18 protein-coding genes are annotated in these 25,493 nt (G+C 71.5%); 10 read left to right on the forward strand and 8 right to left on the reverse strand.

Annotated features, from left to right (window positions below; genetic code table 11):
- Window positions 1-545: 545 nt before the first annotated feature.
- Window positions 546-3,119 (reverse strand): FtsX-like permease family protein, encoded by a 2,574-nt coding sequence (locus GCU69_RS23840; RefSeq protein ID WP_156207129.1) that lies wholly within the window; start codon window positions 3,117-3,119, stop codon window positions 546-548.
- Entirely contained in the window at window positions 3,119-3,898 is a 780-nt protein-coding gene (locus tag GCU69_RS23845; RefSeq protein WP_235978667.1) for an ABC transporter ATP-binding protein, read from the reverse strand. Before GCU69_RS23845 ends, GCU69_RS23840 begins: the two co-directional genes overlap by 1 nt.
- Window positions 3,899-4,168: 270 nt before the next feature.
- Here GCU69_RS23845 and GCU69_RS23850 point away from each other — a divergent pair, with 270 nt between their 5' ends.
- From GCU69_RS23850 to GCU69_RS23865, 4 genes are all read left to right on the forward strand, one after another.
- Window positions 4,169-5,437, forward strand: a complete 1,269-nt coding sequence (locus GCU69_RS23850) for a sensor histidine kinase (protein ID WP_170315919.1) — start codon at window positions 4,169-4,171, stop codon at window positions 5,435-5,437.
- On the forward strand, window positions 5,434-6,108 hold the full coding sequence (locus tag GCU69_RS23855; protein WP_257155671.1) for a response regulator: 675 nt from the start codon (window positions 5,434-5,436) through the stop codon (window positions 6,106-6,108). The genes GCU69_RS23850 and GCU69_RS23855 overlap by 4 nt, the downstream gene beginning before the upstream one ends.
- Before the next feature lie 182 nt (window positions 6,109-6,290).
- Window positions 6,291-7,031: a class I SAM-dependent DNA methyltransferase gene (locus GCU69_RS23860; RefSeq protein ID WP_098751626.1), complete on the forward strand. Its 741-nt coding sequence runs from the start codon at window positions 6,291-6,293 to the stop codon at window positions 7,029-7,031.
- Between the two features lie 270 nt (window positions 7,032-7,301).
- Complete coding sequence (locus GCU69_RS23865; RefSeq protein WP_156207131.1) at window positions 7,302-9,881, forward strand: DUF4332 domain-containing protein; 2,580 nt, start codon at window positions 7,302-7,304, stop codon at window positions 9,879-9,881.
- On the opposite strand, the gene GCU69_RS23870 is transcribed toward GCU69_RS23865, so the two are convergent.
- From GCU69_RS23870 to GCU69_RS23880, 3 genes are all read right to left on the reverse strand, one after another.
- Window positions 9,874-10,644, reverse strand: a complete 771-nt coding sequence (locus GCU69_RS23870; protein ID WP_098751624.1) for a C1 family peptidase — start codon at window positions 10,642-10,644, stop codon at window positions 9,874-9,876. The genes GCU69_RS23865 and GCU69_RS23870 overlap by 8 nt on opposite strands.
- Window positions 10,645-10,910: 266 nt before the next feature.
- Window positions 10,911-11,813 carry an AfsR/SARP family transcriptional regulator gene (locus tag GCU69_RS23875; protein ID WP_098751623.1) on the reverse strand — a complete coding sequence of 301 codons (903 nt, stop codon included), beginning with the start codon at window positions 11,811-11,813 and terminating at the stop codon, window positions 10,911-10,913.
- Between the two features lie 110 nt (window positions 11,814-11,923).
- Window positions 11,924-12,790 carry an alpha/beta fold hydrolase gene (locus tag GCU69_RS23880; protein WP_156207132.1) on the reverse strand — a complete coding sequence of 289 codons (867 nt, stop codon included), beginning with the start codon at window positions 12,788-12,790 and terminating at the stop codon, window positions 11,924-11,926.
- A 225-nt stretch (window positions 12,791-13,015) separates the two neighbouring features.
- Here GCU69_RS23880 and GCU69_RS23885 point away from each other — a divergent pair, with 225 nt between their 5' ends.
- On the forward strand, window positions 13,016-13,369 hold the full coding sequence (locus tag GCU69_RS23885; RefSeq protein WP_143671121.1) for a hypothetical protein: 354 nt from the start codon (window positions 13,016-13,018) through the stop codon (window positions 13,367-13,369).
- 107 nt (window positions 13,370-13,476) lie between these two features.
- Here the strand turns inward: GCU69_RS23885 and GCU69_RS23890 are convergent, their stop codons facing one another.
- Window positions 13,477-14,691, reverse strand: coding sequence for an MFS transporter (locus GCU69_RS23890; protein ID WP_218037971.1), 1,215 nt, complete (start codon window positions 14,689-14,691; stop codon window positions 13,477-13,479).
- Between the two features lie 73 nt (window positions 14,692-14,764).
- On the opposite strand from GCU69_RS23890, the gene GCU69_RS23895 reads away from it, so the two are divergent.
- The 3 genes from GCU69_RS23895 to GCU69_RS23905 all read left to right on the forward strand — a co-directional run bounded on the left by GCU69_RS23895 (window position 14,765) and on the right by GCU69_RS23905 (window position 16,963).
- Window positions 14,765-15,607: a LysR family transcriptional regulator gene (locus GCU69_RS23895; protein WP_156207133.1), complete on the forward strand. Its 843-nt coding sequence runs from the start codon at window positions 14,765-14,767 to the stop codon at window positions 15,605-15,607.
- 322 nt (window positions 15,608-15,929) lie between these two features.
- Window positions 15,930-16,445, forward strand: coding sequence for a DinB family protein (locus tag GCU69_RS23900; protein ID WP_098751618.1), 516 nt, complete (start codon window positions 15,930-15,932; stop codon window positions 16,443-16,445).
- A 137-nt stretch (window positions 16,446-16,582) separates the two neighbouring features.
- A complete protein-coding gene (locus GCU69_RS23905; RefSeq protein WP_098751629.1) occupies window positions 16,583-16,963 on the forward strand; it encodes a VOC family protein in 381 nt (126 codons plus the stop codon).
- A gap of 617 nt (window positions 16,964-17,580) precedes the next feature.
- On the opposite strand, the gene GCU69_RS23910 is transcribed toward GCU69_RS23905, so the two are convergent.
- On the reverse strand, window positions 17,581-20,676 hold the full coding sequence (locus GCU69_RS23910) for an NACHT domain-containing protein (RefSeq protein WP_156207134.1): 3,096 nt from the start codon (window positions 20,674-20,676) through the stop codon (window positions 17,581-17,583).
- A 628-nt stretch (window positions 20,677-21,304) separates the two neighbouring features.
- Here GCU69_RS23910 and GCU69_RS23915 point away from each other — a divergent pair.
- Window positions 21,305-21,928: a tyrosine-type recombinase/integrase gene (locus GCU69_RS23915; RefSeq protein WP_156207135.1), complete on the forward strand. Its 624-nt coding sequence runs from the start codon at window positions 21,305-21,307 to the stop codon at window positions 21,926-21,928.
- 75 nt (window positions 21,929-22,003) lie between these two features.
- Here GCU69_RS23915 and glnA read toward each other — a convergent pair whose 3' ends face one another.
- The gene (gene glnA, locus GCU69_RS23920; RefSeq protein WP_098751617.1) at window positions 22,004-23,365 is read right to left on the reverse strand and encodes a type I glutamate--ammonia ligase; all 1,362 of its coding nucleotides are present in this window, start codon (window positions 23,363-23,365) and stop codon (window positions 22,004-22,006) included.
- Window positions 23,366-23,592: 227 nt separating this feature from the next.
- On the opposite strand from glnA, the gene GCU69_RS23925 reads away from it, so the two are divergent.
- The gene (locus tag GCU69_RS23925) at window positions 23,593-25,347 is read left to right on the forward strand and encodes an NAD+ synthase (protein ID WP_098751616.1); all 1,755 of its coding nucleotides are present in this window, start codon (window positions 23,593-23,595) and stop codon (window positions 25,345-25,347) included.
- Window positions 25,348-25,493 lie beyond the last annotated feature (146 nt).

The raw sequence follows: 25,493 nt of genomic DNA on the forward strand, positions 1-25,493 counted from the left end.
CCCCCCGGTTGTCGTCGGGGTCCGGCGGTTTTCGGGTCCGGGCGCCCTTCCGGGCCTGTCCGCTCTCGTTGTCGCCCGGCTACGGGCCGTCGTGCGGGCCGTGCCTCCCGGTTTTCGTCGGGTTCCGGTGGTTTCAGGGCCGCCCGCCTCTCCGGACCCGACCCTCTCGTTGTCGCCCGGCCGCCGCCCGTCGTATGGTCCGGCCCCCGGTTTTCGTCGGGGCCGGGTAGGTTCCGGGGCCGGGCGCTTCTCCTGGGCCGTCCCCTCTTCCCGTCGCCCGGTTGTCGCTCGGTGTGCGGTCCGGATGCCGGTTTCCGCCGGGGCCCGGTGGCTTCGGGTCGCCCGCCTCTTCCTGTCGCCCGGCTGCCGCTCGTCGCGGCGCCGGTTTTCGTCGGGGGCCGGTGGATTCCGGGGCCGGGCGGCTTTCCGCGGCCTGCCCTTGTCCTGTTGCCCAGCTGTGGGTTGTCGTGCGGGACGGGTGACGGGTTTCGTCGGGGGCGGTGGGCCCCGCCGCCTGTCGTGTGGTGGGGGCCCTGGGTCCGTCACTACTCCCGGGCGCCGAGCGTCTCGGCGGGCGGGATGCGCAGGAGCAGCCGGGTGGGGATCATCGTCCCGGCGGCCGCGAGGACGGCGGCCGTGGCGGCGACGGCCGGCAGGCCGAGCGGTGGTATGCCGGGGACCACCGTGCCGTTCACGGCGAGCGCGACGAGCGCCAGCGGCAGCAGGCAGGCGGCGGTGCCGATGACCACGCCCGCGGTGACGACCGCGAGGGTTTCCCGGCGCATCATGCGGCGCACCTGGCGGGGATGGGCGCCGGCCAGCCGCAGCAGGGCGAATTCGCGGCGGCGGGTGGCCGTGTTCATGGCCTGGGTGTTGACGACGGTCACCCCGGTGTAGGCGATGATGATGCCGACGACGAGGTAGTTGACCCAGGCGTTGGCCTCCTGTTCGCGGAGCTGGTCGCGGACGGCGAGGTCGGCCCGGACGACGGTGCCCGGGTAGCGCGCGGCGATGTCCGCGAGTCCTTCGTCCAGCTTCTTCCCGGCCTCCGCGCCCCCGGTGGCGGCGACGAGGACCGTCGTGTCCCGCCGGTCGGTCGTGTGGGCCAGCAGCGTGTCGTGGTCGAAGGTGAGGTCGGCGAAGCCCGTGCCGCGCTCGTAGACGGCGACGACCTCCGCCTCGACGCGCGTCCCGTCGCCCAGCCACAGCACGGTGCCCCCGCCGACGTCCAGGTCGAGCAGCGAGGCCGCCCGGGCGCTCACGGCCACGGTGCCCGGCCGGAGCCTGGCCGGGTCGCCGTCCCGGACGTCCAGGTCGACGGTCCGGCCCAGGGCCCGCGGGTCGAGGCCCTGGGCTTGGAAGACGGTGCTGGTCTCCTCGCCCAGCATGCTGCCGACCGCCACGGCCTCGGACCTGACGAGTCCGGTGGCCGTCTCGACCTGCGGAAGGTCCCGGACCCGCTCCACGACACCCGGTTCGACGCCGGCCGCCGAGGTCAGCACCCGGTCGGCGACGAGCCCGGCCCGGGTCTGGTCCGCGGCCTCCTCCAGCGCGGTGGTCTGCGCGAAGACCACGGTGGCGGCGAAGGACACGGCGAGGACCAGCGGGGTGACGGCGCCGGCGAACCGGTGGGCGTCGGCACGGGTGTTGGCGGCGGCCAGCCCGCCGGTGACCCCGGTCCGGCGGAGCACGGGCCCGAGGAATCGCGCCGCGCCCCGGGCCAGGAGCGGCCCGAGCACGGCCGCCGCGACGACGAGCATCAGCACCATGGAGTTGGCGAGGCCGACCAGGGCCTGGAAGTCGCCGCGCAGCCGGAGCCCGGTGCCGAACGCGGCGACCGCGCAGCCCGCGAGGACCAGACCCGTGATCGTGCGCCCGCGCCCGGGACCGGCGGGCTCGGCCGCTGCCCCGCCGAGCGCCTCGGACGGCGGGACGCGGGACGCCCGCAGCGCGGCGACGAGGACGGCGGTCAGGGCGGTGAGGACCGTGACGAGCACCGCGCCCAGCACCGGCAGCGGCCCGATCACCGGCCGGAAGTCCGGCGGGACGATGCCGTACCCGGCGAACCGGTCCCGCGTCCAGTGCACCAGGACGACCCCGACGGGCCAGCCCAGGACGCCCGCCACGGCCGCGACGAGGGAGGTCTCCGCGGCGACCATGCGGCGGATCTGCCGCGGTGTGGCACCGACCGCGCGCAGCAGGGCGATCTCCCGCCGGCGGTGCCGGACCGAGAGGGACATCGTGGAGTGGACGACGAGGACGGCGACGAGCAGGACGTTCCCGCCGACGGCCGCGGCGAGGGTGACCACGGCCCCGCCGCCGACCGCGACCTCGGGGAACTCGGCGTGGCCGCGCCGGTCGCCGGTGTACACCTCCGGGCCGCCGGTGAGCGCGGCGTCGAGGGAGCGCGCCAGCTCGCCGGTGTCCGTGCCGGGCTCGGCGAGGACGCCGTACGCGGTGACAGTCCCTCCGGGTACGAGGTGCCGGGCCTCGGCGTCGGAGAAGAAGACCGCCGACCGGCGCGGAGCGGTCCCCTCCGGCAGCGACACGATGCCGGTGACCCGCACCGCCCGGGGCTCGGAGCCGGTCATCACGGACAGCTCGTCCCCGGTGCCCGCGCCCGCCCGGCGGGCCAGGTCGGCGTCGAGGACGACCTCGCCGTCGCCCCGGGGGGCACGGCCCCGCGTGAGTTCGTACGCGCCGAGGCGGACACCGGACCAGTTGTGGCCGGTGGCCGGCGCGCCCAGCCGTCCCGGGACGGGGGCGCCGTCCGCGCCGACGAGCCGGGCGGGGAACCCGATGTCGGGGACGACGTCCCGCACGCCCGCCACGTCCGCGATCCGGCCGGCGGCAGCGGCCGGGACCGGGGCCCGTTCGGTGAGCGGCACGCTCTCCCGCCGCGGCCCCTCCAGGGTGTCGACGGGGATCTCCATGTGCCGCGGTCCGGCGACGACGGCGTCGGCGGCCGCGTAGCGCTGCGGCTCGACGGAGGAACGCAGGCCGGACTCCAGCAGGATGCCGCAGGCGGAGAGCACCGCGGAGCCCAGCAGCAGGGCGGCGAACGTCCCGGCGAAGGTGCCCCTGCGGGCCCGGAACGTCAGCAGGGCGAGCCGCAGCATCAGGCGGTCCTCCGCAGGGTCGTCATGACCTCCCGCACCCGGTCGGCGTCGGGTGCCCGCATGCCGTCGACGATGCGGCCGTCCGCCAGGAAGACGGCGTGGTCGGTGTGCGCGGCGGCCTGCGGGTCGTGGGTGACCATGACGACGGTCTGGTGCAGGTCGGTGACCGCCCGGCGGAGCAGGGCGAGCACGTCCTCGGCGGTGTCCGGGTCGAGCGCGCCCGTCGGTTCGTCGGCGAAGACCACCTCCGGGCGGGTGACGAGGGCCCGGGCGATGGCCACCCGCTGCTGCTGGCCGCCGGAGAGCTGCGACGGCCACCGGCCGAGCCGGCCGGTGAGGCCGACCTGCTGAACGATCTGCCGCAGCCAGGCCGGGTCGGCGGGCCGGTTGTCCAGCCGCAGCGGGAGGGTGATGTTCTGCTCGACGGTGAGCGAGGGCAGCAGGTTGAAGGCCTGGAAGACGAAACCGATCCGGTGGCGCCGCAGCACCGTCAGCTTCGCCTCGCCGAGGTCCGCCAGCTCGGTGCCGCCCAGCAGCACCGACCCGGAGGTGGGCCGGTCCAGTCCCGCCGCGCAGTGCAGCAAGGTGCTCTTGCCGGAGCCGGACGGCCCCATGACGGCCGTGAACGTGCCGGGCGGGATGTCGAGGCCGACGCCGTCCAGGGCGCGCACCGCCGCGGGGCCCCGGCCGTACTGCTTGGTCACGTCCCGCAGCCGCACCGCGCAGCCGGGTCCGCCCGGGGCGGTTGGGGTGGCCTGCCGCTGAACCGATGGCCGCACGATGTCTCCCTGATGTGTCGCGGACGGACTTCCTCCATTGCAGCCGCGGCCGGCGGCCCGGGCTTCGGCCGCACAACGGAACTTGCGCCTCGCCGTCAGGGAGGAGCACCCCGGGCGGCTCCCCCGGGAGGCCGAGGGCACCGGCCCGCGCGCCGCGTCCCCGGCCGCCCGCCTCCTCCTCGGGTACGAGGGTCCGGGGTAGGAGCCCGGCCGCCGCGTTCCGTCCCCGGGTCGAGGAGGCGGGCCCGGGGGACGGCTACCGTTCCGGCCATGGCCCTTTTCGAGACGATCGCGCGCCGCCGGGTCCGGCCGGCCGTGCTCGACGTCGTCCTGGCCGTGGTCGTCGCCCTCAGCGGGCCGTCCGCCCTGGCGGCCGTGCCCGACGGCCCGCCGATGCGGGAGCTCGACGGCCTCGGGTACGGCCTGTTCCTGCTGGCCGCCGCTCCGCTCGCCGGCCACCGGAGGTGGCCGCTGCCGGTGCTGGCCGTCGTCATGGCCGCGGCCGTCACGGTGCAGGGCATGGCGTATCTCCCGCCGCTCGCCGGCCCGTGGGGGCCCTCGATCGGCCCGACCTACTGCGGTCTGGCCGCAACGGTGTTCCTCACCGCGCTGCGCACCCCGGCCCGTACGGCCCTCGTGGCCCTCGCGGTGCTGACTCCCGCCGGGGCGCTCGGGGTGGGGCTGCTCGTAACGGAGTACCGGGTCTCCAGTTCGGTGACGTTCGCCGCGCTGCTGGTGGCGCCCTGGGCGCTCGGCAGGCTGGTCAGGGCCCGGCGGGCGATGAGCAGGGAGGTGCTGCGGCGGGCCGCGGCCGTGGAGCGGGAGCAGGCCGCGAACGCCCGGGCCGCCGTTGCCCAGGAGCGCACCCGCATCGCGCGGGAGCTGCACGACATCGTCGCCCACAACGTCAGCCTGATGGTCGTCCAGACGATCGCCGCCGACCGGGTGCAGGACCGCGACCGGGCCAAGGCGCACGAGCTGCACAAGACCATCGAGGAGACCGGCCGGGCCACCGTCACCGAACTGCGGCGGCTGCTGGGGGTGCTGCGCACCGACGACGAGGACGAGCCGGACCCCACCCGGCAGCCGCCCCAGCCCACCATCGCGGCGATCCCCGAGCTGGTGCGGTCGGTCCGCGCGGCCGGGCTGCACGTCGACGTGGAGACCGGCGGCGAACCGGTGCCCCTGCCGGCCGGTTCGGAGCTGGCCGCCTACCGCGTCGTCCAGGAAGCCCTCACCAACACCCTCAAGCACGCCGGGCACGACGGGCACATCCGCGCCCGGCTCACCCTCGACTGGCAACAGGACCCCGCGCGGCTGGCCGTCCGCGTCTGCGACGACGGGCGGCCGGCCGCGGCACCGCTCGCGCGGACCGCGGCGCCGGACGGGTCGGGCCACGGGCTGGTCGGCATGGGAGAGCGCATAGCCGCGGCCGGCGGGGTCCTGCACACCGGCCCCCGCCCTGGTGGCGGCTACTGCGTCCATGCCACGATTCCCGTTCCCACTCCCGCCGACACCGCCTCCGGAGGCACCTCGTGAGCCAGCCGATCCGCGTCCTGCTGGTCGACGACCAGCCCATGATCAGGACCGGTTTCCGGCTGATCCTGGAGGCCGAGCAGGACATCGTCGTCGTCGGGGAGAGCGCGGACGGCGCGCAAGGGGTCGACGACACCCGGGCGTTGCAGCCGGACATCGTCCTGATGGACATCCGGATGCCGCGCCTGGACGGGGTCGAGGCGACCCGGCTCATCGCCGCGTCCGGTTCGGCCAGCCGCATCATCATCCTGACCACCTTCGACCTGGACGCGCATGTGGTGGACGCGCTGCGGGCGGGTGCCAGCGGCTTCCTGGTGAAGGACGGTCCCGCGGAGTCCCTGGTCGACGCCATCCGCACGGTGGCGGCGGGCGAGGCCGTGCTCTCCCCGCGCATCACCCAGCGGCTGCTGGACCGCTTCTCCCGGCTCGCGCCCGCCGAGCCCGTACGGGTGCCGCCGAGCCTGGACGCCCTGACGGCGCGCCAGCTCGACGTGCTGCGCGCGCTGGCCCGCGGCCTGTCCAACGCGGAGATCGCGCGGGAACTGCACGTCGGCGAGACGACGGTGAAGACGCACATCGGCCACATCTTCGAGAAGTACGGGCTGCGGGACCGCGTCCAGGCGGTGATCCTGGCGTACGACACGGGGCTGGTGTCACCGACGGCCGACCGCTGACGGCCTATGGCACAGCGGCGCGGCGGCCCGCGTACGGAGTGATGCGTTCCGGGCGCGGGTACGGGGAGCGCCCGGCGCGCCGTACGAGAGCACGTTTCCGCGCCCCGGCGCACGCCCGGCGTGCCACGCCGAGGCCCGATAACACCGTGCGTCACCAGGAAGCCGCGCAGTACCGTCCCAACATGGACAACGGGGACGGATATTTCGGAGAAGGCGTCGCGGCGACGTACGACCAGTCATCGGCGGAGATGTTCGATTCGAGCGCCGTGCTGCCGGTGGTCGAAGTGCTGGCGGAACTGGCCGGTGACGGCCGGGCGCTGGAGCTGGGCATCGGCACGGGTCGCATCGCGCTGCCGCTGGCCGCCCGCGGCGTCCCGGTCCACGGCATCGATCTGTCGCGGGCCATGACCGCCCGGCTGCGCGCCAAGCCGGGCGGCGACGCGATCGGCGTGACCATCGGCGATTTCGCGACGACCCGGGTGGACGGCGCGTTCTCCGTCGCCTACCTGGTCTTCAACACCATCAACAACCTCACCACCCAGGACGCGCAGGTCGACTGCTTCCGCAACGCCGCGGCCCACCTCTCCCCCGGCGGCTGCTTCGTCGTCGAGGTCGGCGTCCCGGCCCTGCGGAGACTGCCGCCGGGGCAGCGCATCGTGCCGATGTACGCGACGCCGACGCACTGGGCGTTCGACACCTACGACACCGCGACCCAGGAGCTGAGCTCCAACTACGTCGAGGTGACCGGCGACCGGAGCAGCTACCGCTCCATCCCCTTCCGCTACGTCTGGCCCTCCGAACTCGACCTGATGGCCCGGCTCGCCGGACTGCGGCTGCGTTCGCGCTGGTCGGACTGGACCGGGGAGCCCTTCACCCACGAGAGCGAGCAGCACGTCTCGGTCTGGGAGAAGCCGGCCGGCTGACGCAACGGCGGTCGGGCGCGCCCGGCTGCCGGGAGGTGCGCGCCCGGGCCGGGAGGTGCGCGCCTGTCACCGCCGGTCGGCCGGCGGCGGGCCGAGACGTCCGGGAAACAGTCCCCGGGCCGCCCCGCCCCGCCCCGCACCCCCGGGATTCCTCCGGTACGGGCCGCCGGCTCTCCGCCGTCCGCGGTGTGCGGGTGCGGGGCGGTGGAGGGCGTCTTAGGGTCGGTTCGATGCGGGTGGTGGCGGTTTGGCCCTGTTGAGGAGTCCGGTGTGTGGAGAGGTCCTGCGCGAGTTGCCACCGCCGTCCTGCTCGGTGTCCTGGCCTGCGCCGCACCGGCCTGCGCGGCCTCCCCCGAAGCTCCCTCCACGGTCCGGACGGACCTGCTCCCGCACGCCTCCCCGCGGTACCGCGCCCTTCCCGCGGACGGCGCCGACGAGGCCCGGCCCGCCGCTCCGGCCGGTGCTCCCCGCCCGGTCAGTGGCCCGCCGCCTGTCGGCGCCCCCGGTCCCGTCAGTGCCCCCACCTCTGCCGGTGTCCCCCACCCGGTCAGCGCCTCCACACCTGTCGGTGCCTCCACGCCTGTCGGCGCCGCCCGGGCCGCCGGTGCCCCGAGCCGTCCGGGGCCCGAGGCCCAGGCCAACTGGGACCGCTTCTGGAAGGACTGGGGCGACCCGATCACCAGGATGCTGCTGGCGAGCGCCGTCGGCCTGGCCGTCCTGTACGGGCTCGCGGGCCTGTCCTCCCGCGTGTTCGTCCGGGTCGGCTCGGTCGCATGGCCCACACCCGAGCGGTGGACCGCCGGGACCCTCGGCTTCCTCCTGACGGGCGGGGCGGCGACGATGCTCCCGCTCTACGCCATGTTCAAGCCCTTCGCCCCGGGAGAGCCCCTGCTCGCCTGGGCGTGCGCGGCGCTGCTGCTGTGCGGGCCGGGCGCCGTCGTCCTGGTCGTCCTGGCGTCGGTCCGCGAACCCGGGCGCGACTGGAGGCACTGGGTGGCCCTGCTGCTCTCGCTGACCGCGGCGGTCGTGGCGGGCCTGGTCCTGCTGATCGCCCCGCCGGCTCCCGAGCAGGGGCTGCTCGTCGTCTACGCCGCGCTGACCTGGATCGGTGTCGTGCTGACGGCGGCGACCCTGGGCCAGAACCTGCGGCTCCAGGTGGAGGTGCAGCAGCCGGACGGCACCGTGAGCGCCGGGTCCACCGACTATCTGCTCGCCCGGATGAAGACCCTGGGGATGGAGTCCCCCAAGGCCCTCAACCGGGCGACCTCGGCCATCGCGACCACACCGATCAGCAAGATCACCAACGAGGATCTGAGCGCGCTGCCCGCGGGCAAGGTCGCGGGAGCGGTGTCCCGTCTCCTCTTCGCGCTCCGCGCGGACCTCACCTGGCGTGCCCGGGTCACCTTCGTCGACGACGAGCGCGTCGCGATGACCCTGTCCCGCAACGGGCGCCACGCCGAGAGTTCCGTCTTCAGCAGACCGGACCTCGGGCTCCCGGGGATCGCTCCCGGGCCGGACGACGCGGCGAGAAGCACGGCACGGGACCGGGCACGCGCGCAGATGCTCACGGGAGCCGCCGCCTTCATCCTGCTGCGGCTCGGCGAGGCTCATGTGGACCTCCGCGCGGACCTGTGCGGAGCGCGACGGTGGCAGAGCGTCGCGCTCCAGGTCATCGCGACGAGCAAGTCCCTCGTCGAGGAGACGGAACAGGGCGGCGAGCGGGTGAGGCTGCTGAGCCGTGCCATGGACCTGGACCCGGACTACGTACTGGCGCGCTTCGAGTACATGTGGGCGGCCAACGAGCGTGCCGACCGCCGGGAGACGGACTACGCGAAGTTCGCGGAGGCACTCGACCGGCAGTACGTGCAGTCCGGCCTGGCGGGGAAGGGGGACGCCGAGGAGGGGTGGGCCCCGCTGCGGATCCGCGTCATGTACAGCAGTACCGTGCACTGGCTGAACGGCTATCTGCGGACCGGCGAGCGGGACCACCGGGCTCTGCTGGAAGCGGCGCGGTCGGCCGCCGAACTCAACCGGCTGTGCCGGCTCCCCTGGAAGCGGCCGCAACTCGCCCAGCAGGCCGAGTACACGCGTCCCTTCGCCGAGAACCTGCTGCACTGCGTCGAGGTGCTGAGCGGCGTCACCCCGCAGACCGGAGCCGGCTGGCTGCACCCCCACCAGCGGCCCGGACAGCCCCCTGCGGCCCCGCGGCTGACCTACGACCACGCCTGCCTCGACTGCTTCCTGGCCGAGCTTCCCGGCCAGGACCGCGCGATGCGGCTCGGCCAGGCGGTCGAGGACCTGGAGTTCGCCGTCGCCACCGACCGCGACCGGACCGGTGCCGCGGCGGACCCTTGCTTCAGCCCGCTGCACTCCGGTGACCGTTTCAGGCGGCTGGTGGCCGGGCTGACGCCGGACCGTTTCCTGGACCTGCCGGTGTTCGCCGGGCACAAGTCCCTCCTCGCCCGGGCCGGCATCACCTCCGCCTCCGACCTCGCCCACCGGACGGAGAACGCCGAGCGGCAGCAGGAGCTGGCCGAGCATCTGCGGGTCTCGCGGGCCTTCGTACAGCGGCTCCGGGACGTGGCCCTGCTGGCACAGCTCCATCCGGATCTCGCCGACCCGCACATGCTGCACCTGCTGATCGCCGAGGACATCGCCTCTCCCGAAGCCCTCCGCGACCGGGCCGGCCGGGATCCGGCGGAGCTGGTCCGCCGGCTCCGCGACCGTGCCGACGAGAACGGACTGGACCGCCCGGCCGCACTGGGATGGCCCCGCCGCGGGCGTTGGCTGCGCACCGCCCGGCGACCGGCGGCCTCCCCTTCCGGCCTCCGGCGGCGAAGGGTCAGCTGATCTCCCCGGACTCCCGCAGGAGACCGGGGTCGGTCCGCGGCGAGTTCAGGGGGCCGGTCTTCCGCACGACGGGTACGCAGGCCTCCCCGCCGTCTCTCAGCAGCGCGTCGAGGTCCTCCACCCGCATGTAGCAGTCCCCGTCGACACCCCACTTGCGCCCCCAGGAGTTGCGCAGGCGTACCACCGGCACGGTCCCGGAGTGACCGGCGAGCCGGGCCTTCAGGGACACACCGCGGACGAGGATGGCGTGGCCCCCGAAGTCTCCCGGGGACACCTCGAGCAGCCCGTTGGGGGCCGGCCGGAACATCGAGTCGTACCACTTGACCCCGATGACGACGGGCCCGAAGTAGCCCAGCGTCCGCAGCACGTCGTCGATGCCGAAGGCCCAGCGGTACTCCTCCATGTACCCGCGGTTGACGACCGCCTTGGCCCCCGCGAGCACGGATGTGCCCTCGTACTCCTCCCCCGGCCAGTCGTCGACCTGCCGTGCCTCCCGGTACACGTCCCGCGCGAACGCGTTGTCGGCCTCGTCCACCGGCACCGGAGTCGCGATCAGCTCGTGCGACCAGGAGAAACCCACGCAGGCGCCTTCCCGGCCCTGGTCGAGCCAGACGGGGCAGGCCCAGCCGGCCGAGCGCAACGGCGCCCGTTCCGTGACCAGCGCTCTGATCGGGTACTCCCTGCTGCGTTCGTCGAACTGCGGAACGCGGTCGAGTCGCGGATCGATGGTCGTGTTGCCGTTCTTCAGACGCAGGGTCTCCATGGGGCCGGGGCTCCTCGGGTGCGTGGCACCGGTCCGTCCGAACCACTTTCGTGCGGTACCGGGAGGTGTGCGCGCCGCCCTCGGGGACGCCCGGAGGGTCCGGCGCGCGGGGGCGGCCGCCCTCCCGGAGGGCCGGGTCCGGGCGGCGCCTCCCTCCATGCTGGGCAGCACACCCGGCCGGCTGCCACCGGCCCGGGCCACTGGAGTGACGTGCCGCCGCGGCGGGGCGGAGAGTTCCGGGGCCGTCCGGCGCCGCCGCCTCAGCGTCAGCGGGCCCGCCGTGCCGTCGGTCCGCGGTCCGGCAGCGCGCAGCCGCGTACGTACGACAGGCCGCGGCGCGCGGCGCACCGGCGGCCCGGGGCCGCTTCCGCCTCCGGGCCGTCCTGCCGCAGCAGGGCCAGATGGGTGCGGCGCAGCTCCGGGCCGGGGTCGGCGCCGAGGGTGTCGGCCAGCATCCGGCGCACCGTCTCGTACCGCTGAAGGGCCTCGGCGGTGCGCCCGGCCGCGTGCAGGGAGCGCAGCAGCGTGACCCAGGACGTCTCGCGCAGCGGGTCCCGGCCGGTCAGTTCCTCCGCGGCGGCCACGGCCCGGTCGGCGCGGCCCTCGTCGAGGAACAGCCGCGCCCGCAGGTCCTGCACCGAGCGGCGCAGCCCCTCCAGCCGGTCCGACGCCTGCCGGGCGAACAGCAGCCCGCGCGCCTCCGCGTACGGCTGCCCCCGCCACAGGCCGAGCGCCTCCTCGGCCGTGCGGCGCGCCGGCCCGGGGCGGCCGCACGCGGCGAGGCGGTGCGCCCGCTCGGCGGCCCGCTCGAAGAGATACGTGTCGCGGCGGTCGGGCGGCACCCGCAGGGTGTACCCGGCGGAGGTACTGGCGAGGAGTTCCGCGGACGGCGCCGCCTCGCCCCGGCCGGCGCCCCGCTCCCGGGGGGTTCCCAGGGCGGACCGCAGCCTGCTGATGTGGGCGTGCACGGACGACACCGCGGACGAGGGCGGGTTGCCGTCCCACAGGTCCTCGCAGAGCCGTTCCACGCTCACCGGCCGGCAGTCCTCCGACAGCAGCCGCAGCAGCAGCGCCTGCCGCTGCGGCGGGCCGAGACCGATGGGACCGCCGGTGCCCACCACCTCGAGCGGCCCCAGCGAGCGGAAGTACGGCGTGTGCGTCGCGGTCATGGCACCACGGTAGGCAGGCGCGGGACCCGGGCGCGTCGCTCTGGCGGCGGAACGCGAACGCCGCCGTCATCCGCCGGTCCGTCGTACGCAAGGAGGACCCCGCCCGCCCCTCAGGCCCCGAAGAAGTCCCCCAGCGCGGCGGCGAGTTCCCGCGGCGCCTCCTCCGCCATGTGGTGCCCCGAGTCGATGCCGTGGCCGGTGACGTCGGCGGCCCAGTCCCGCCAGATCCGCAGCGGGTCGCCGTACAGCTCCTCCAGGTCGTCCCGGACGGACCACAGGACCAGCGCCGGGGGCTCCAGCCGTCTGCCGGCGGCCCGGTCGGCCTCCTCGTGGCGCCGGTCGACGGTGAGGCCCGCCCGGTAGTCCTCCAGCATGGCCCGTACGACGCGGGGGTTCCGCATGGCCTCGCGCCACTCGGCGTAGTTCTCCTCCCCCATGCCTTCCGGGTCGCCCCTGCTCGCGTACCAGGCGTCCGGGTCGGCGTTGATGACGCGTTCGGGGACGTCCGGCCGGGCGAAGAAGAACCAGTGCCAGTACAGCGTCGCGAACTCCGGCGTGATCCGGGACAGGTGCTCGCTGATCGGGAGGCAGTCCAGCAGGGCCACGCGGGAGACCAGCCCGGGACGGTCGAGCGCGAGCCGCAGCGCGACATAACTGCCCCGGTCGTGCCCGGCGAGGGCGAACCGCTCGTGCCCGAGCGCCCGCATGACCGCGGCCATGTCGCCCGCCATCGCCCGCTTGGAGTGCGCGCCGTGGTCGGCCGTGGGCGCCGGGCCGCGGGAACGGCCGTAGCCCCGCAGGTCGGCGCAGACGACCGTGAACCCGCGCCCGGCCAGCCGCGGCGCGACCCGGTGCCAGGTCGCGGACGTACGGGGGTGACCGTGCAGCAGCAGCACGGGCGGACCGGAGCCGCCATGCCGGACGAACACGGACGCCTCCCCGGTCTCGACGGTCTCTGCTGTGAAGTTCTCGAACATGCATCCCCGTCTTTCTCGCGGGAGCCCGCACAAACCGCCGCCGCGGGGGTGACGCGCCTGCTCTTTCAGGCATGCCGGTCTTCCCGTCCGGCAGACCGTCCGGCTCTGTCCGGTCGTGGCCCGGGAGTCGCACGATGAAAGCTCGATCCAGCGGGCCGGCCGGAGCCTCGGTTCGCTCCGCCCGGAAAGTCCCGCGCGCACCGTCGACGCACACCAGGGGGCGGCATGATGAAGAAGATACGCATAGCTGTGGTGACCGGGCTGGCCGCAACGGCCCTGGCCTTCAGCACCGCACCGGCCCACGCCACACACGAGATCAACTTCGTCGAATGCGTCTTCGTCGGGGACTACTTCACCATCGGCATGACGTTCGACAACGGTCTCGGTGCCCGGAGGTGCTTCGCGGACGCGGGCGACCTCTGGATCGACCAGGACCGGGTCACCAGTTTCAGCAGCGGCAACAACGCCGGGTACTTCGAGTACGAACCCGGTGACGGCTGGCTCTACCGCCACTACTTCGGCAAGAACGAGAGCATCACCAAGAACTACGGCACGATCACGACCCTCCACATCAACTGAGCCGGACGCCGGGCGCCGGGCGCCGGGCGGCACGCGTCCTTCCGAGCCGCCCGGTCCGGACGCCGCCGGGAGCCNCCGACGGCAGGCTCCCGGCGGCGTGTGGACCGTCAGCGCTCGGCGGCGGTCTGCTCCGTCCCGGGCAGGGCGAACCGCTGCCGCACCACGGCGGACCACGGGCGTGAGAGCAGGCATCCCGCCGCCGCGGCGATCAGACCGGCGAGGCCCGCCACGGCGAACCCGCCGGCCGGCGCGGACGCGTCGACCGCCACTCCCACGACCGGTGCTCCCAGCGCGAAACCGGCGCTCAGCGCCGACGACTGCAGACCGTTCGCCTCGCCCCGCGCACCGGCGGGCGCCAGCCGGCTCACCGTGTCGGCCACCACGGAGAGGGTCGGCGCCGTGAGCAGCCCGGCGCCGAGCACGGCCACGCACAACCACGGCCAATCGCGGGCCAGTCCGGCCGGGATCGTCACGAGCCCGAGCAGGCCGAGCAGCAGCCAGACCGGCATCGGCCGGGGCAGCGCGCCGTACGCCAGGCCGCCGACGACGGACGCCAGGCCGAGCACGCCCACGACCATCGCCGCCCAGGACGCCTGACCGGCTTCCTTGAGCGTGGCGACGATGGCGAGGTCGATGCCGCTGAGCAGCGTCGTGGTACCGAAGCCCATCACGAGAACCGCGATCATCGGGGCGCCCAGCCACTCCCGGCGCCGGGGACGCGCGGCCGTGCCCGCCGCCGCCTCGTCCTCACCACGCAGCGGAGGGTTGAGCAGGGCGATGCCCACCCCGCCCAGGACGATCGCGGCGCCGACACCCCACACCACCACACCCGGGGACACCTGGGCCGCACACACGATCACCACCGCCGGCCCCACCATGTACGACAGTTCGCCCGCCACCGACTCCAGCGCGAAAGCCGCCCGGCGCCGCCCAGCCGTCGTCATCGCGGCGATCGCCTGCCGGGTCACCGGCTGGACCGGGACCATGAACAGGCCTGCCGCGAAGGCGGCGAACGGCAGGACCGCGTACGGCAGCACCGGCACGCTCAGCCAGAACACGGCCTGCGGCACGATGGTGGCCGACAGTACGGTGCGCAGGCCCCGCCGGTCGACCAGCCGGCCCAGCAGCGGCCCGCCCAGCGCGACTCCGCCGGTCAGCGCGGCCACCACGGCTCCCGCCGCCGCGTAGCTCATGTCCAGGGCGAGGACGACGTACATCGTCAGCGCCATGACATCGGACGTGACGGCGACACGGGCGACCAGGGAAACGCTCAGCAGCGGCGTCATCCCCGGTACGGCGAGGACCTGGCGATATCTCTTCACGCGCCGTGACGCTAGATCAACCGCTCAGTCATAGGAAATCATTAATCGAAGCGACCCGGTATCATGGAACCTTATGGCCCGAGACCTCGAGACCGCGTTGCTGCGGTCATTCGTCACCGCTGCGCGGGCGGGCAGCATCAGCCGTGCGGCCACGGCGCTCGGCCGGACCCAGCCCGCGCTCAGCCAGCAGTTGCGCAGGCTCGAGAGCGCCGTCGGCAGTCCGCTGCTCCGCCGGACACCGTCCGGTGTCTCGCTGACCAGGGCGGGCGAGGAACTGCTGCCGTTCGCCGAGCGCATCCTCGCGCTGTCCGCCCAGGCGCTCACCGAGACCGGGCGGGCGCTGACCGGTCACTGCGGCGTCGGGCTGCTGGAGGATCTCGCCGCTTCCCGGCTCCCCCAGGCGCTGGCCGACCTCGCCCGGCTGCATCCCGGCGCGACACTGGAAGTGCTCAGCCTGTCCACCGCGGAGACGCGGGAGGCCTACGACGCCGGACGGGTCCAGCTCGTGCTCGACGAGATCCCGGCCGTGCCGTCACCGCCGCGCTGGACCGTGCGGCTGCCGCTCGTCTGGGCGGTCGGCCGCGGTGTCGCCGTGGACGCGGATCCGCTGCCCGTGGTGCTGTTCTCGGGGACGTGCGCGTGGCGGACGTCCGTGCTCGAAACACTCGAACGCGCCGGGCGGCGCTGGCGGGTGGCGTTCGAGAGCAACAGCCTCGCCGGTGTGCTCGCGGCGGTACGGTCCGGGCTCGGGGTCGCGGCGCTCCTGCCCGCCAATCTCGAACCGGCGATGGCCTGTCACGACGCGGACGCCCTGCCCCCGCTGCCCGACGTCGGGCTCGGCCTCGCCCGTCACCCCGGGACCGCGGGCGATCCGTTGGTCGATGCCGTGGAGACAGCGCTCCGCCGGATGCTCTGACCCGCGCCCGCGAGCCGCGCCCGCCGGCCCTGCCGCTCCCCCGCCGCACCGCACCACCGTGCCACCGTGCCCCGGCGAACCGCGTGAACGAAGCCCGCGGCACCGGCGCCGGAAGCCCGGGGCCCGGCCCCGTGGCGACCGCGGCGCGGCACCGACGGCCCGGCTGCCCCACGGCGGGAAGCCCCTTGCCCGCAACCGGCGGCCCGTGCCCGTATCCGCCGCCGGAGCCCGGGCGCACCCGCCGGCCCCGTTCCGGCGCCTCTCCCGCACCCGCCGAAAACCAGGCGACAGCCCGAGTCCGGGCGCCCTAACGTCCGCAGGCATGACACCTTCATTCGAGCGTCCCCCCTTGCTGGCGGACGAACGCACCGCGCTCATCGGCTGGCTGGATCTGCAACGGCGGATTCTGCGGTGGAAATGCGACGGCCTGAGCGAGGCCGACGCGCACCGCGCCGTCGTCCCGACCTCGCCGGCCATGACGATGGCCGGGCTCATCGGCCATATGCGGTGGGTCGAGCACACCTGGCTGGAAGTGCTGTTCCTGGGCGGCGACAAGACGCGGAACCCGGCCTTCGACGAGACGGACGAGGACGCCGACTGGCGCACCGACGGCACCCCGCTGAAGCAGCTGCTCGCGGAGTACGAGGCCCAGTGCGCCCGGAGCAACGAGATCGTGGCGGCGGCCTCCCTGGACGACGTCGGCCGCCACCCCGACTACCGTTCCGGCAACGCCAACCTCCGCTGGATGCTGATCCATCTCGTCGAGGAGACCGGACGGCACGCGGGGCACGCGGACATCGTGAGGGAACTGCTCGACGGGACCAAGGGGTACTACTAGGCAGGCGGCAGGCCCTGAAATCGTTTCGCCCGCGGCCGCGGCGTCCGGTACGGTCGCGGCGTTGTTCTCACCGCCGGGGCCCGCGCGGTTCGCGTGTGGCATCCCCGGCAACTCCCAGGCCGAGAGTGGGTTTCGTCATGGCGTGTCGTATCAGTGAACTCGTGCTCGGTTGCCGGGATCCCGAGGCGCTGGCGCGGTTCTGGTGCGAGGTCCTGGACTTCGTCGTGCTCGACCGCGAGGACGACGGCACGCTGGAGATCGGGCCGCGCGAGGGGTTCGGCGGCCCGCAGCCGACGATCATCCTCAGTCGCAGGGACGAGCCGGAGAAGGGGAAGTCCCGGCTGCACATCGACGTGAACGCCACCGACCGCGATCAGGACGCCGAGCTGCGGCGCCTTCTCGCGCTCGGTGCCCGCCCGGCCGACATCGGCCAGACGGGCGAGGAGCAGTGGCACGTCCTGTCCGACCCCGAAGGCAATGAGTTCTGCCTGCTCAAGGCCCGCCTCAACCCGCTCTGACGCTCAACGGCCGCGCCCCGGTGCCGGGTCCCGGGGCTGCCCCGGGGAGTTCCCGGACCGGCCCGGGGACACACCGGAGGCGGGCCGGCGCATCTCGGTCCAGCGGAACAGGCCGCCTCGGCGAAAGGGAGAGCCACGGCGGGGTCGCACGATGGGGAGGGTTTGGCCCCTCGTAGCCGCCAGCAGAGACTCCAGCGCTCTCACGCCGCTCCAGTATTCCGTTCCGTGCTGCTGCTCGCCACGTTCGAGGATTGGGGCAAGGACGCGGACAGCGCGTAGAATCTGGGGTGCGATTGAATGCAGAATGGGCTCGGGCTTGGCCAAAGCCTTACTTTGGACAAGATATCCCACCCAGTCCAACCAGTTCAGCAGGTTGAGGAGACGGTCGTCCAACTCTGCGGGTATTTTCTGGTTGGCAGCTCTGCACGCCTCAGCCTCCTTGAGAGCCTGCCTCCATTCCGACTCCCAACGGGAGCGAAACGCGTCGGAGAAGGCGATGGCCGCCTCCAGCGTTCTGGCATTCTTGGCATCCCGGGAATTGAGATACAAGCCCCACAAGGCCAGAGGAAGCGTGAATATGGTTACGAGCTGAGTAATGGTCTCCACAGACTCTCCCGTCATTCGTAGGTGACGTGCACTCCAGGAATATCCAGGGCGTCAAGGAGATCACCATCGGGGGTCCGACAGTTAGACAGAGTAACGCGCGCAAGTCCACCAAGCTTTTCGAAGGCGTGATGATCCAGGGGAACTATGCAGTCATTCAAGTACAGTTCCCTCAGCCGGGGCGGGGCGCTCTTGAGGCCCGTGAGCCAGGCTCTCACATCTTGATCATAAAACCACAATCCGGCAAGACTCTTCAGTCTGGCGAGATCTTCGAAGCCCGTCATCCTGCTTTTATTGTCTCCGACTAAATGGACATTCTGCAGGCCGACGAGAGTGGTTAATGGAGTCAAGTCTCTTCCCGCGATGTGAGAGAAACTAATAACCTTGAGCTTGGGGAGTGAATGCAGGGTGCCCAGCTCAAAATCGTCGGAGAGAGGAAGTGCCAACCAGCGGAGCTCAGTCAGATCCGCGAGCACCGAAGTTTCCTTCAATGAACCCCAACCAAACAACATTAGTTGCTGCAAGTCGGGATGGGCGCGGAGGATGGACAGGTCAACTTCCCCCCTGACCTTAGTAACCCACAACTCTGTCAAAGGTGGATAGTCACACAGGAAGCTGAGGTCGCGAACCGGGAGGTAAATTCTGACTCGTGACATGGAATGCAATCGGCCGGCCGTACGCAGTTGGCCGGAGTGGTTAACCGGCACATCGCATCGAGTCAATGGGAGCCGGGACAGAACTTTCTCAGCGTAGGCGTCCGCGTCGAAGTAGTCCCACGCGCTAATGAGCTCTTCAATTACTGGCGCACGCCCCTCCTTCACGTAACCCGCCAGTAATTCCATAGACTTTTCGCCTCCGATGAGCGCTACAGTCCGTACTGTCTGCACTGCGGACTTCTCAGTCAGCTCTCCCAATGACCGGGGCATCCAGCGCAGTAGGCTGGTCCCAACCGCCGCCAGCGCGGGCGGATCAGTGATCCGCCTGGCCGGAAGCAGTCTGGTCACGGCATCGTCCAAGCGGTCCGCAAGCTCATCAGGTACCGATGGCAAAGTTTCCCGGCAGGCTGCCGCCAAAAGGCGTAAGGGGCGCGCGTTTCGGGGTTCTTCATCGGCGCGGTCGAGGATACCCCCCAGCAACTCATTCCTTTGGCGAGCGTTGGCATGACCCGCCGCCATGATGATTGTCTCTCTCCAGAGATCCAGGTGCGCTCGGCCAACCAGGTTGCCGATGCGGTCCTCTTCCGCAGCCTCCTTGGCTGCGAGATATTCCTGAAACGTGCGGTGCACGAAATCTATGCGTCCCACAGCAGGGGTGCGCAGGATGCCGGATCGGTGCTGTAGATGCTCTAAGACCTGTCGGCCATCCGCGATGTCCAGATGGCGCATTGCCCTGAGCTCCGCCGCAACGTAACCAGCTGCTCTGTCCAGGTCGATCTCGCTGAGATTGTTATCCGACAGCCTCCATGCAAGGTCGCTCAAGATGGCGAGTTTGTCGCGGAGACTTAAGGCGCTGTCCACGGCACTCGGGACATTTCTGTCCGCGTCTCGCTCATGAACCAGAGTATGCAGAGCATTGCGATACAGTTCCAGACGATCCCGCGGAAGCTGGCGCCCTCTGTTCAGGTGCATCGCGCACAGCATGGCCGCCAACAATGGTGTGCCGGCTAACGACTGCAGATGTGCGCGATCCTTCAGGCTGGTGAGTAGAGACTGCTCGTATTGTGGGAGTTCATCCACGGCGCAAGGTAGCTCACCGCCTATTTCACGTACAGCCTGGTGCCACTGTCGCACGAAAGCCGCCAAGTCTGGCGGCGTCATTCGGTCCAGGTGAAGAGTCATGAATTTTTCGCGACGGAGCCAGTCCGCGCTGGCCGCCGCAGGACGCGAGGTAATTACTACCTGGACCTCGGCAAACTGACTCAGCAGCTTACGCAGCCAATCGCGTACCGCTCGACGCTCCCGGTCAAGCAGCTCGTCTACGCCGTCGATCAAGAGCAGCGCTTTACCGCTTTCCAGCTGCCTCTCCACCCATCCTCTAGGCATGATGCCAGTGATCGGTCCGGCGACTCCATCGAGCATCGCCTCCGGATTGGGCAGCTGGCGACCGCTATACTCACGCAGTTTGATCAGAATGGGAGTGAGGCCATTCCAGTTGGCGAGATCGCCACTGAAAGCGCCGCGTGCCGCCATGATAGCCAGCCAGCGCAGTAGCGTCGTCTTACCTGACCCAGCCTCGCCCCTCAGTAATACGCGTGACGTACCGCTCAACGCGGATTCGACCCGCATGCTTGACGTCTCGCCAGCGGCTTCCTCCCAGTGCTTCATGTCGGGCCTGAGTGGTGGCAGCGAGCGAGCGGTACGTTGTCGTTTCCCGTCGTCCCCGGTAGCCCGCAGACTGACGTAAGCGACAGACAGTCGCACGCGGGGTGCAGTCGCCTGGTCGGATGTACGTCGAAACAGTTCGACTTCGTCGAGATCCCTGCTGACCAGTTCCAGGTAGGACCGGCGGAAGGCAGTGTCTTGGTCCGTGCCGTCCGGAGCCAACAGTGAACGGTCCGGAAGGCGTTCGAGGATGCGGGCTACCTCATTACCCAGTGTGGTCGTCCGAGCCAACAGCTCCGCGGCTGCCCGCTCCTCAAAGACCGGCAGGCTGCGCACGATGCGTACGTAGTACTCAACACACTCGGCGAAGAGCACCTCGTACAAGCGGGTTTCCACTTCGTTCAGCCCAATGGGCGCGGTCACTGAGCTGGTCAATCGACGGATGAGCTCAGCTGGCTGGGCGTTTGCGGCAAGGAGTGCCTCGTCTGAGAGATCCGCCCGCGTGAACGTGTCGGCCACGGCGCTGATCACGGCTAAGCGCCCACCATCCTCCAAGCGTTCGAAGGCGTGCTGCAAGAAGGGTTCCAGCCGGTCGAACACGGCGTTGGTGATCTGCTCGAACTGCTGCCTGACCTCGCGCTGGAGTCGCACGCCAGGCACGCGTACGCGGACCAGCTCCTCCATCGGCAGCGATCGCTCCTGCTCTCGTTGCTTACCCCCAAGCCACAACCGCCCCGCTGCGTTGGCCACAGTGGTACCAAGCCGTAGCGCTGCCGTCTCTGCCAGCACCGGCACCTCTCCTTCACGTCTCACGCGAACCCAGGCATTGTGGCAGTAAGACGACGAAAAAGGAGGCCTTCTCGGCAAGAGCACGTCTCCGCCTGCCGCGCATGAGGAATGGCCTGGGTGGGGCATGGTCAGTGTGGCGCCATGCCTGCCGTACACGAGCGAGACGGGGGGGGACGATCCCGTGCGCACGCTGAACGCTTACACGCATCTGTGGGAGGCGGGTCGGACGGCCGACATGATGGAAGCCGTCCTGAGCGATGTGCCCTGTAGTGCGTCGCTTGAGTCGACCAGGGCACATCATCAACGAACCGATGGCAGGAGCGCAGCACCGCCCTGGAGCCGGCGGACACCTTTGCCACGGTCTTGCCCTGGTCCGGGATTGGCTCAGCGAATTGGAGCGGGCTGTTGCCGCGTCGTCGTACCGGCGTGTGAGCTGCAACAACGTGTCGACGGTCCTCAATGCGGCTGTTGATGACGGTCACCTGTCGAAGAACCCCTGTCACGCGAAATCCGTGCGGCCCCCTGCTGCGGGGAGTGGCCGCGTTGTGCCGTGGAGCTCTGAGCGCGTCTTCGCTGTACGGGCAGCACTGCCAGAGTGCCACCGGGCGACGGTGGATCTCGGAGGCGGATGCGGCCTCCGGCAGGGGAGATCTTCGGACTGCCCGTCGAGGAGGTCGGCTTCGACTCGGGATGGCTGCACATCGCGAATCAGGTGAAGGGGACGGAGCAAGGTCTCGTGTTCGCCCCGCCGAAGCGGAACAAGCTCCGCGACGTTCCCCTGCCGGACCGCGTGGCGCATGTGCTCAAGCAGCACGTGGAGTCGTTCCCACCAGTGGAGATCACCCTGCCGTGGTTCCGGCCGGACGGTCCGCCCGTCACCAAGCGGCTGCTGTTCACTCGTCTCGACGGCACTGGCGCGGTTCGGCGGACCGACTTCAACGACCGCACGTGGAAAATCCGCTCTCGTGGCGGCTGGGGTGATCCCGGAGCCGAGGCCGGACGAACGCCACCAGTCCGCCCGGGAACACGGCATGCACGCCTCAGACACTTCTACGCCTCAGTCCTGCTGGATGCCGGCGAGAACATCAAGGCGTTGAGTCACCACCTCGGACACAACGATCCGGGGTTCACGCTCCGGGTCTACACGCACCTCATGCCGAGCAGCGACGCGCGGGCCCGGAAGGCGGTGGACGGCCTGTACGAGGGCATCGATGCGGCGCCGGACGGCCCAGAGACGGCCCAGGGTCTGTGAGGCGCCGTGGGGCCGACGGTGCGTGACCGTCGGCCCCATCCGCCGAATCAGCGGGAAACCCGCTCTGACCTGCCGCTACAGCACCGGCAGCAGGTTCCGCAGCTCGAAGGCGGTGACCTCCGAGCGGTACTCCTCCCACTCCTGCTTCTTGTTGCGCAGGAAGAAGTCGAAGACGTGCTCGCCCAGGGTCTCGGCGACCAGTTCGCTCTTCTCCATCAGGGAGATCGCCTCGCCGAGGTTCTGCGGCAGCGGCTCGATGCCCATCGCGCGGCGCTCGGCGTCGGACAGCGCCCAGACGTCGTCGTCGGCGCCCGCCGGGAGTTCGTACCCCTCCTCGATGCCCTTCAGGCCCGCCGCGAGGAGCACGGAGTACGTCAGGTACGGGTTGGCGCCCGAGTCGATCGAGCGGACCTCGACCCGGGTCGAGCCCATCTTGCCCGGCTTGTACATCGGGACCCGGATCAGCGCGGAGCGGTTGTTGTGGCCCCAGCAGATGTACGACGGCGCCTCGCCGCCCGCGCCCGCGGTCCGCTGCGAGCCGCCCCAGATGCGCTTGTAGGAGTTGACCCACTGGTTGGTGACCGCGGAGATCTCCGCGGAGTGCTTCAGCAGGCCGGCGATGAAGGAGCGGCCGACCTTGGAGAGCTGGTACTCGGCGCCCGACTCGTGGAAGGCGTTGCGGTCGCCCTCGAAGAGCGAGAGGTGCGTGTGCATGCCGGACCCGGGGTACTCCGAGAACGGCTTCGGCATGAACGTGGCCTGCACGCCCTGTTCCAGCGCGACCTGCTTCATGATCAGACGGAACGTCATGATGTTGTCGGCGGTGGACAGCGCGTCGGCGTAGCGGAGGTCGATCTCCTGCTGGCCGGGGGCGCCCTCGTGGTGGGAGAACTCCACCGAGATGCCCATGGACTCCAGCATCGTGATCGCCTGGCGGCGGAAGTCCATGCCGACGTTCTGCGGGGTGTGGTCGAAGTAGCCGGAGCTGTCCGCGGGGACCGGGCGGGTGCCGTCGACCGGCTTGTTCTTGAGCAGGAAGAACTCGATCTCGGGGTGGGTGTAGAAGGTGAAACCCAGGTCCGAGGTCTTGTTGAGGATCCGCTTCAGCACATGGCGCGGGTCGGCGAAGGAGGCCGAGCCGTCCGGCATGAGGATGTCGCAGAACATTCTGGCGGTGCCGGGGGCCTCGGCGCGCCAGGGCAGGATCTGGAAGGTCGAGGGGTCCGGCTTGGCGATCATGTCGGACTCGTAGACGCGGGCGAAGCCCTCGATGGCGGAGCCGTCGAAGCCGATGCCCTCGTCGAAGGCCTGCTCGAGCTCGGCCGGAGCGACGGCCACGGACTTGAGAAAGCCCAGGACATCGGTGAACCAGAGCCGCACGAACCGGATGTCGCGCTCCTCGAGCGTGCGGAGCACGAACTCCTGCTGCTTATCCATGTGGCCCATCCTCGCAGGTCGAACGCCAGTTCACGAGCCCCGCCGGTCAGCGGGTTCCCCAGTATCACAACACAGGATTACCAGGGCGTTTCGCAACCGCCGCCGGGGCCTCACGGACGACGTGAGGCCCCGGCGGGACCGGGCGCGGGACCGGCGGAATCAGTGCGCGGCACACGTGCCGCCGGCCGGGCCGCCATAGCGTCAGTCAGACGATTACACTGGCGAACGTGCCTCAACTTCGCCTCGCACTGAACCAGATCGACTCGACCGTCGGCGACCTCGCCGGAAACGCCGAATCCGTCGTCCACTGGACCCGGCACTCCGTCGAGCAGGGCGCCCATCTCGTGGCGTTCCCGGAGATGGCGCTGACCGGCTATCCGGTCGAGGACCTCGCCCTGCGTTCCTCGTTCGTCGAGGCCAGCCGTGCCGCGCTGCGCGCCCTCGCCGCACGGCTGCGGGACGAGGGGCTCGGCGAGGCCGCCGTCGTCGTCGGCTACCTCGACCGCTGCGAGACGGCGCAGCCGCGCTACGGCCAGCCCGCCGGCGCGCCGCAGAACGCCGCCGCCGTACTGCACCGCGGCGAGGTCGTGCTGACCTTCGCCAAGCACCACCTGCCCAACTACGGCGTCTTCGACGAGTTCCGCTACTTCGTCCCCGGCGAGACCCTGCCCGTCGTCCGGGTGCACGGCATCGACGTGGCCCTCGCCATCTGCGAGGACCTCTGGCAGGACGGCGGCCGCGTCCCCGCCGCCCGCTCCGCCGGCGCCGGGCTGCTGCTCTCCGTGAACGCCTCCCCGTACGAGCGCGAGAAGGACGACACGCGCCTGGACCTGGTCCGCAAGCGGGCCCGTGAGGCGGGCTGCACCACTGCCTACCTCGCCATGATCGGCGGCCAGGACGAGCTGGTCTTCGACGGCGACTCGATCGTCGTGGACGCCGGCGGCGAGGTCGTGGCCCGTGCCCCGCAGTTCTCCGAGGGCTGTGTGCTGCTCGACCTCGACCTGCCCGCTGCCGCCGCCGAGCCCCCCTCCGGCACGGTCGACGACGGCCTGCGCGTCGAGCACGTCACGCTCGGCGCCGACCCGCTCCCCGCCTATGAGGCCGAACTCACCCAGGGGTACGCCGACCGGCTGGACGACGACGAGGAGGTCTACTCGGCACTCGTCGTCGGCCTGCGCGCGTACGCCGCCAAGAACGGTTTCCGCTCGGTGCTGATCGGCCTCTCCGGCGGCATCGACTCCGCCCTCTGCGCCGCGATCGCCTGCGACGCCCTCGGCGCCCGGAACGTCTACGGCGTGTCCATGCCGTCCCGCTACTCCTCCGAGCACTCCAAGGACGACGCCGCGGACCTCGCCGCCCGTACGGGGCTGAACTACCGCACCGTCGCGATCGGCCCGATGTTCGACGCGTACATGGAGGCCCTGGGCCTCACCGGTGTCGCCGAGGAGAACCTCCAGTCCCGGCTGCGCGGCACCACCCTGATGGGCATCTCCAACCAGGAGGGCCACATCGTCCTCGCCCCGGGCAACAAATCGGAGCTGGCCTGCGGCTACTCCACGCTCTACGGCGACTCCGTCGGCGCGTACGGCCCGATCAAGGACGTCTACAAGACGCAGGTCTTCCGGCTCGCCCGGTGGCGCAACCGGGCCGCCCGGGAGCGCGGGCAGACCCCGCCCATCCCGGAGAACTCCATCAGCAAACCGCCGAGCGCCGAGCTGCGCCCGGACCAGGTCGACACCGACTCGCTGCCGGACTACGACGTGCTCGACCGGATCCTGGAGCGGTACGTCGACCGCGACCAGGGCCGCGAGGAGATCATCGCGGCCGGCTTCGAGCCCGAGCTGGTCACCCGGGTGCTGCGGATGGTGGACACGGCGGAGTACAAGCGCCGCCAGTACCCGCCGGGAACCAAGATCTCGGCCAAGGGCTTCGGCAAGGACCGCCGCCTCCCGATCACCAACCGCTGGCGGGAAACGGGCTGAGCCCGCGCCCCGGCGCGCACAAGTCCATCGACGGCCGGTTCATGGGTCCGGCCGAGGCTGAGCCCGCACCCGAACGCGCACGAACCCGCGCCCGGACACCCGGCACCGCCCGGGCCCGGCGCGCGGCACCACCCGGGCCCGGCGCG

Origin of the sequence: Streptomyces lycii (assembly GCF_009735685.1) — a bacterium.
GTDB classification, from domain to species: domain Bacteria; phylum Actinomycetota; class Actinomycetes; order Streptomycetales; family Streptomycetaceae; genus Streptomyces; species Streptomyces lycii.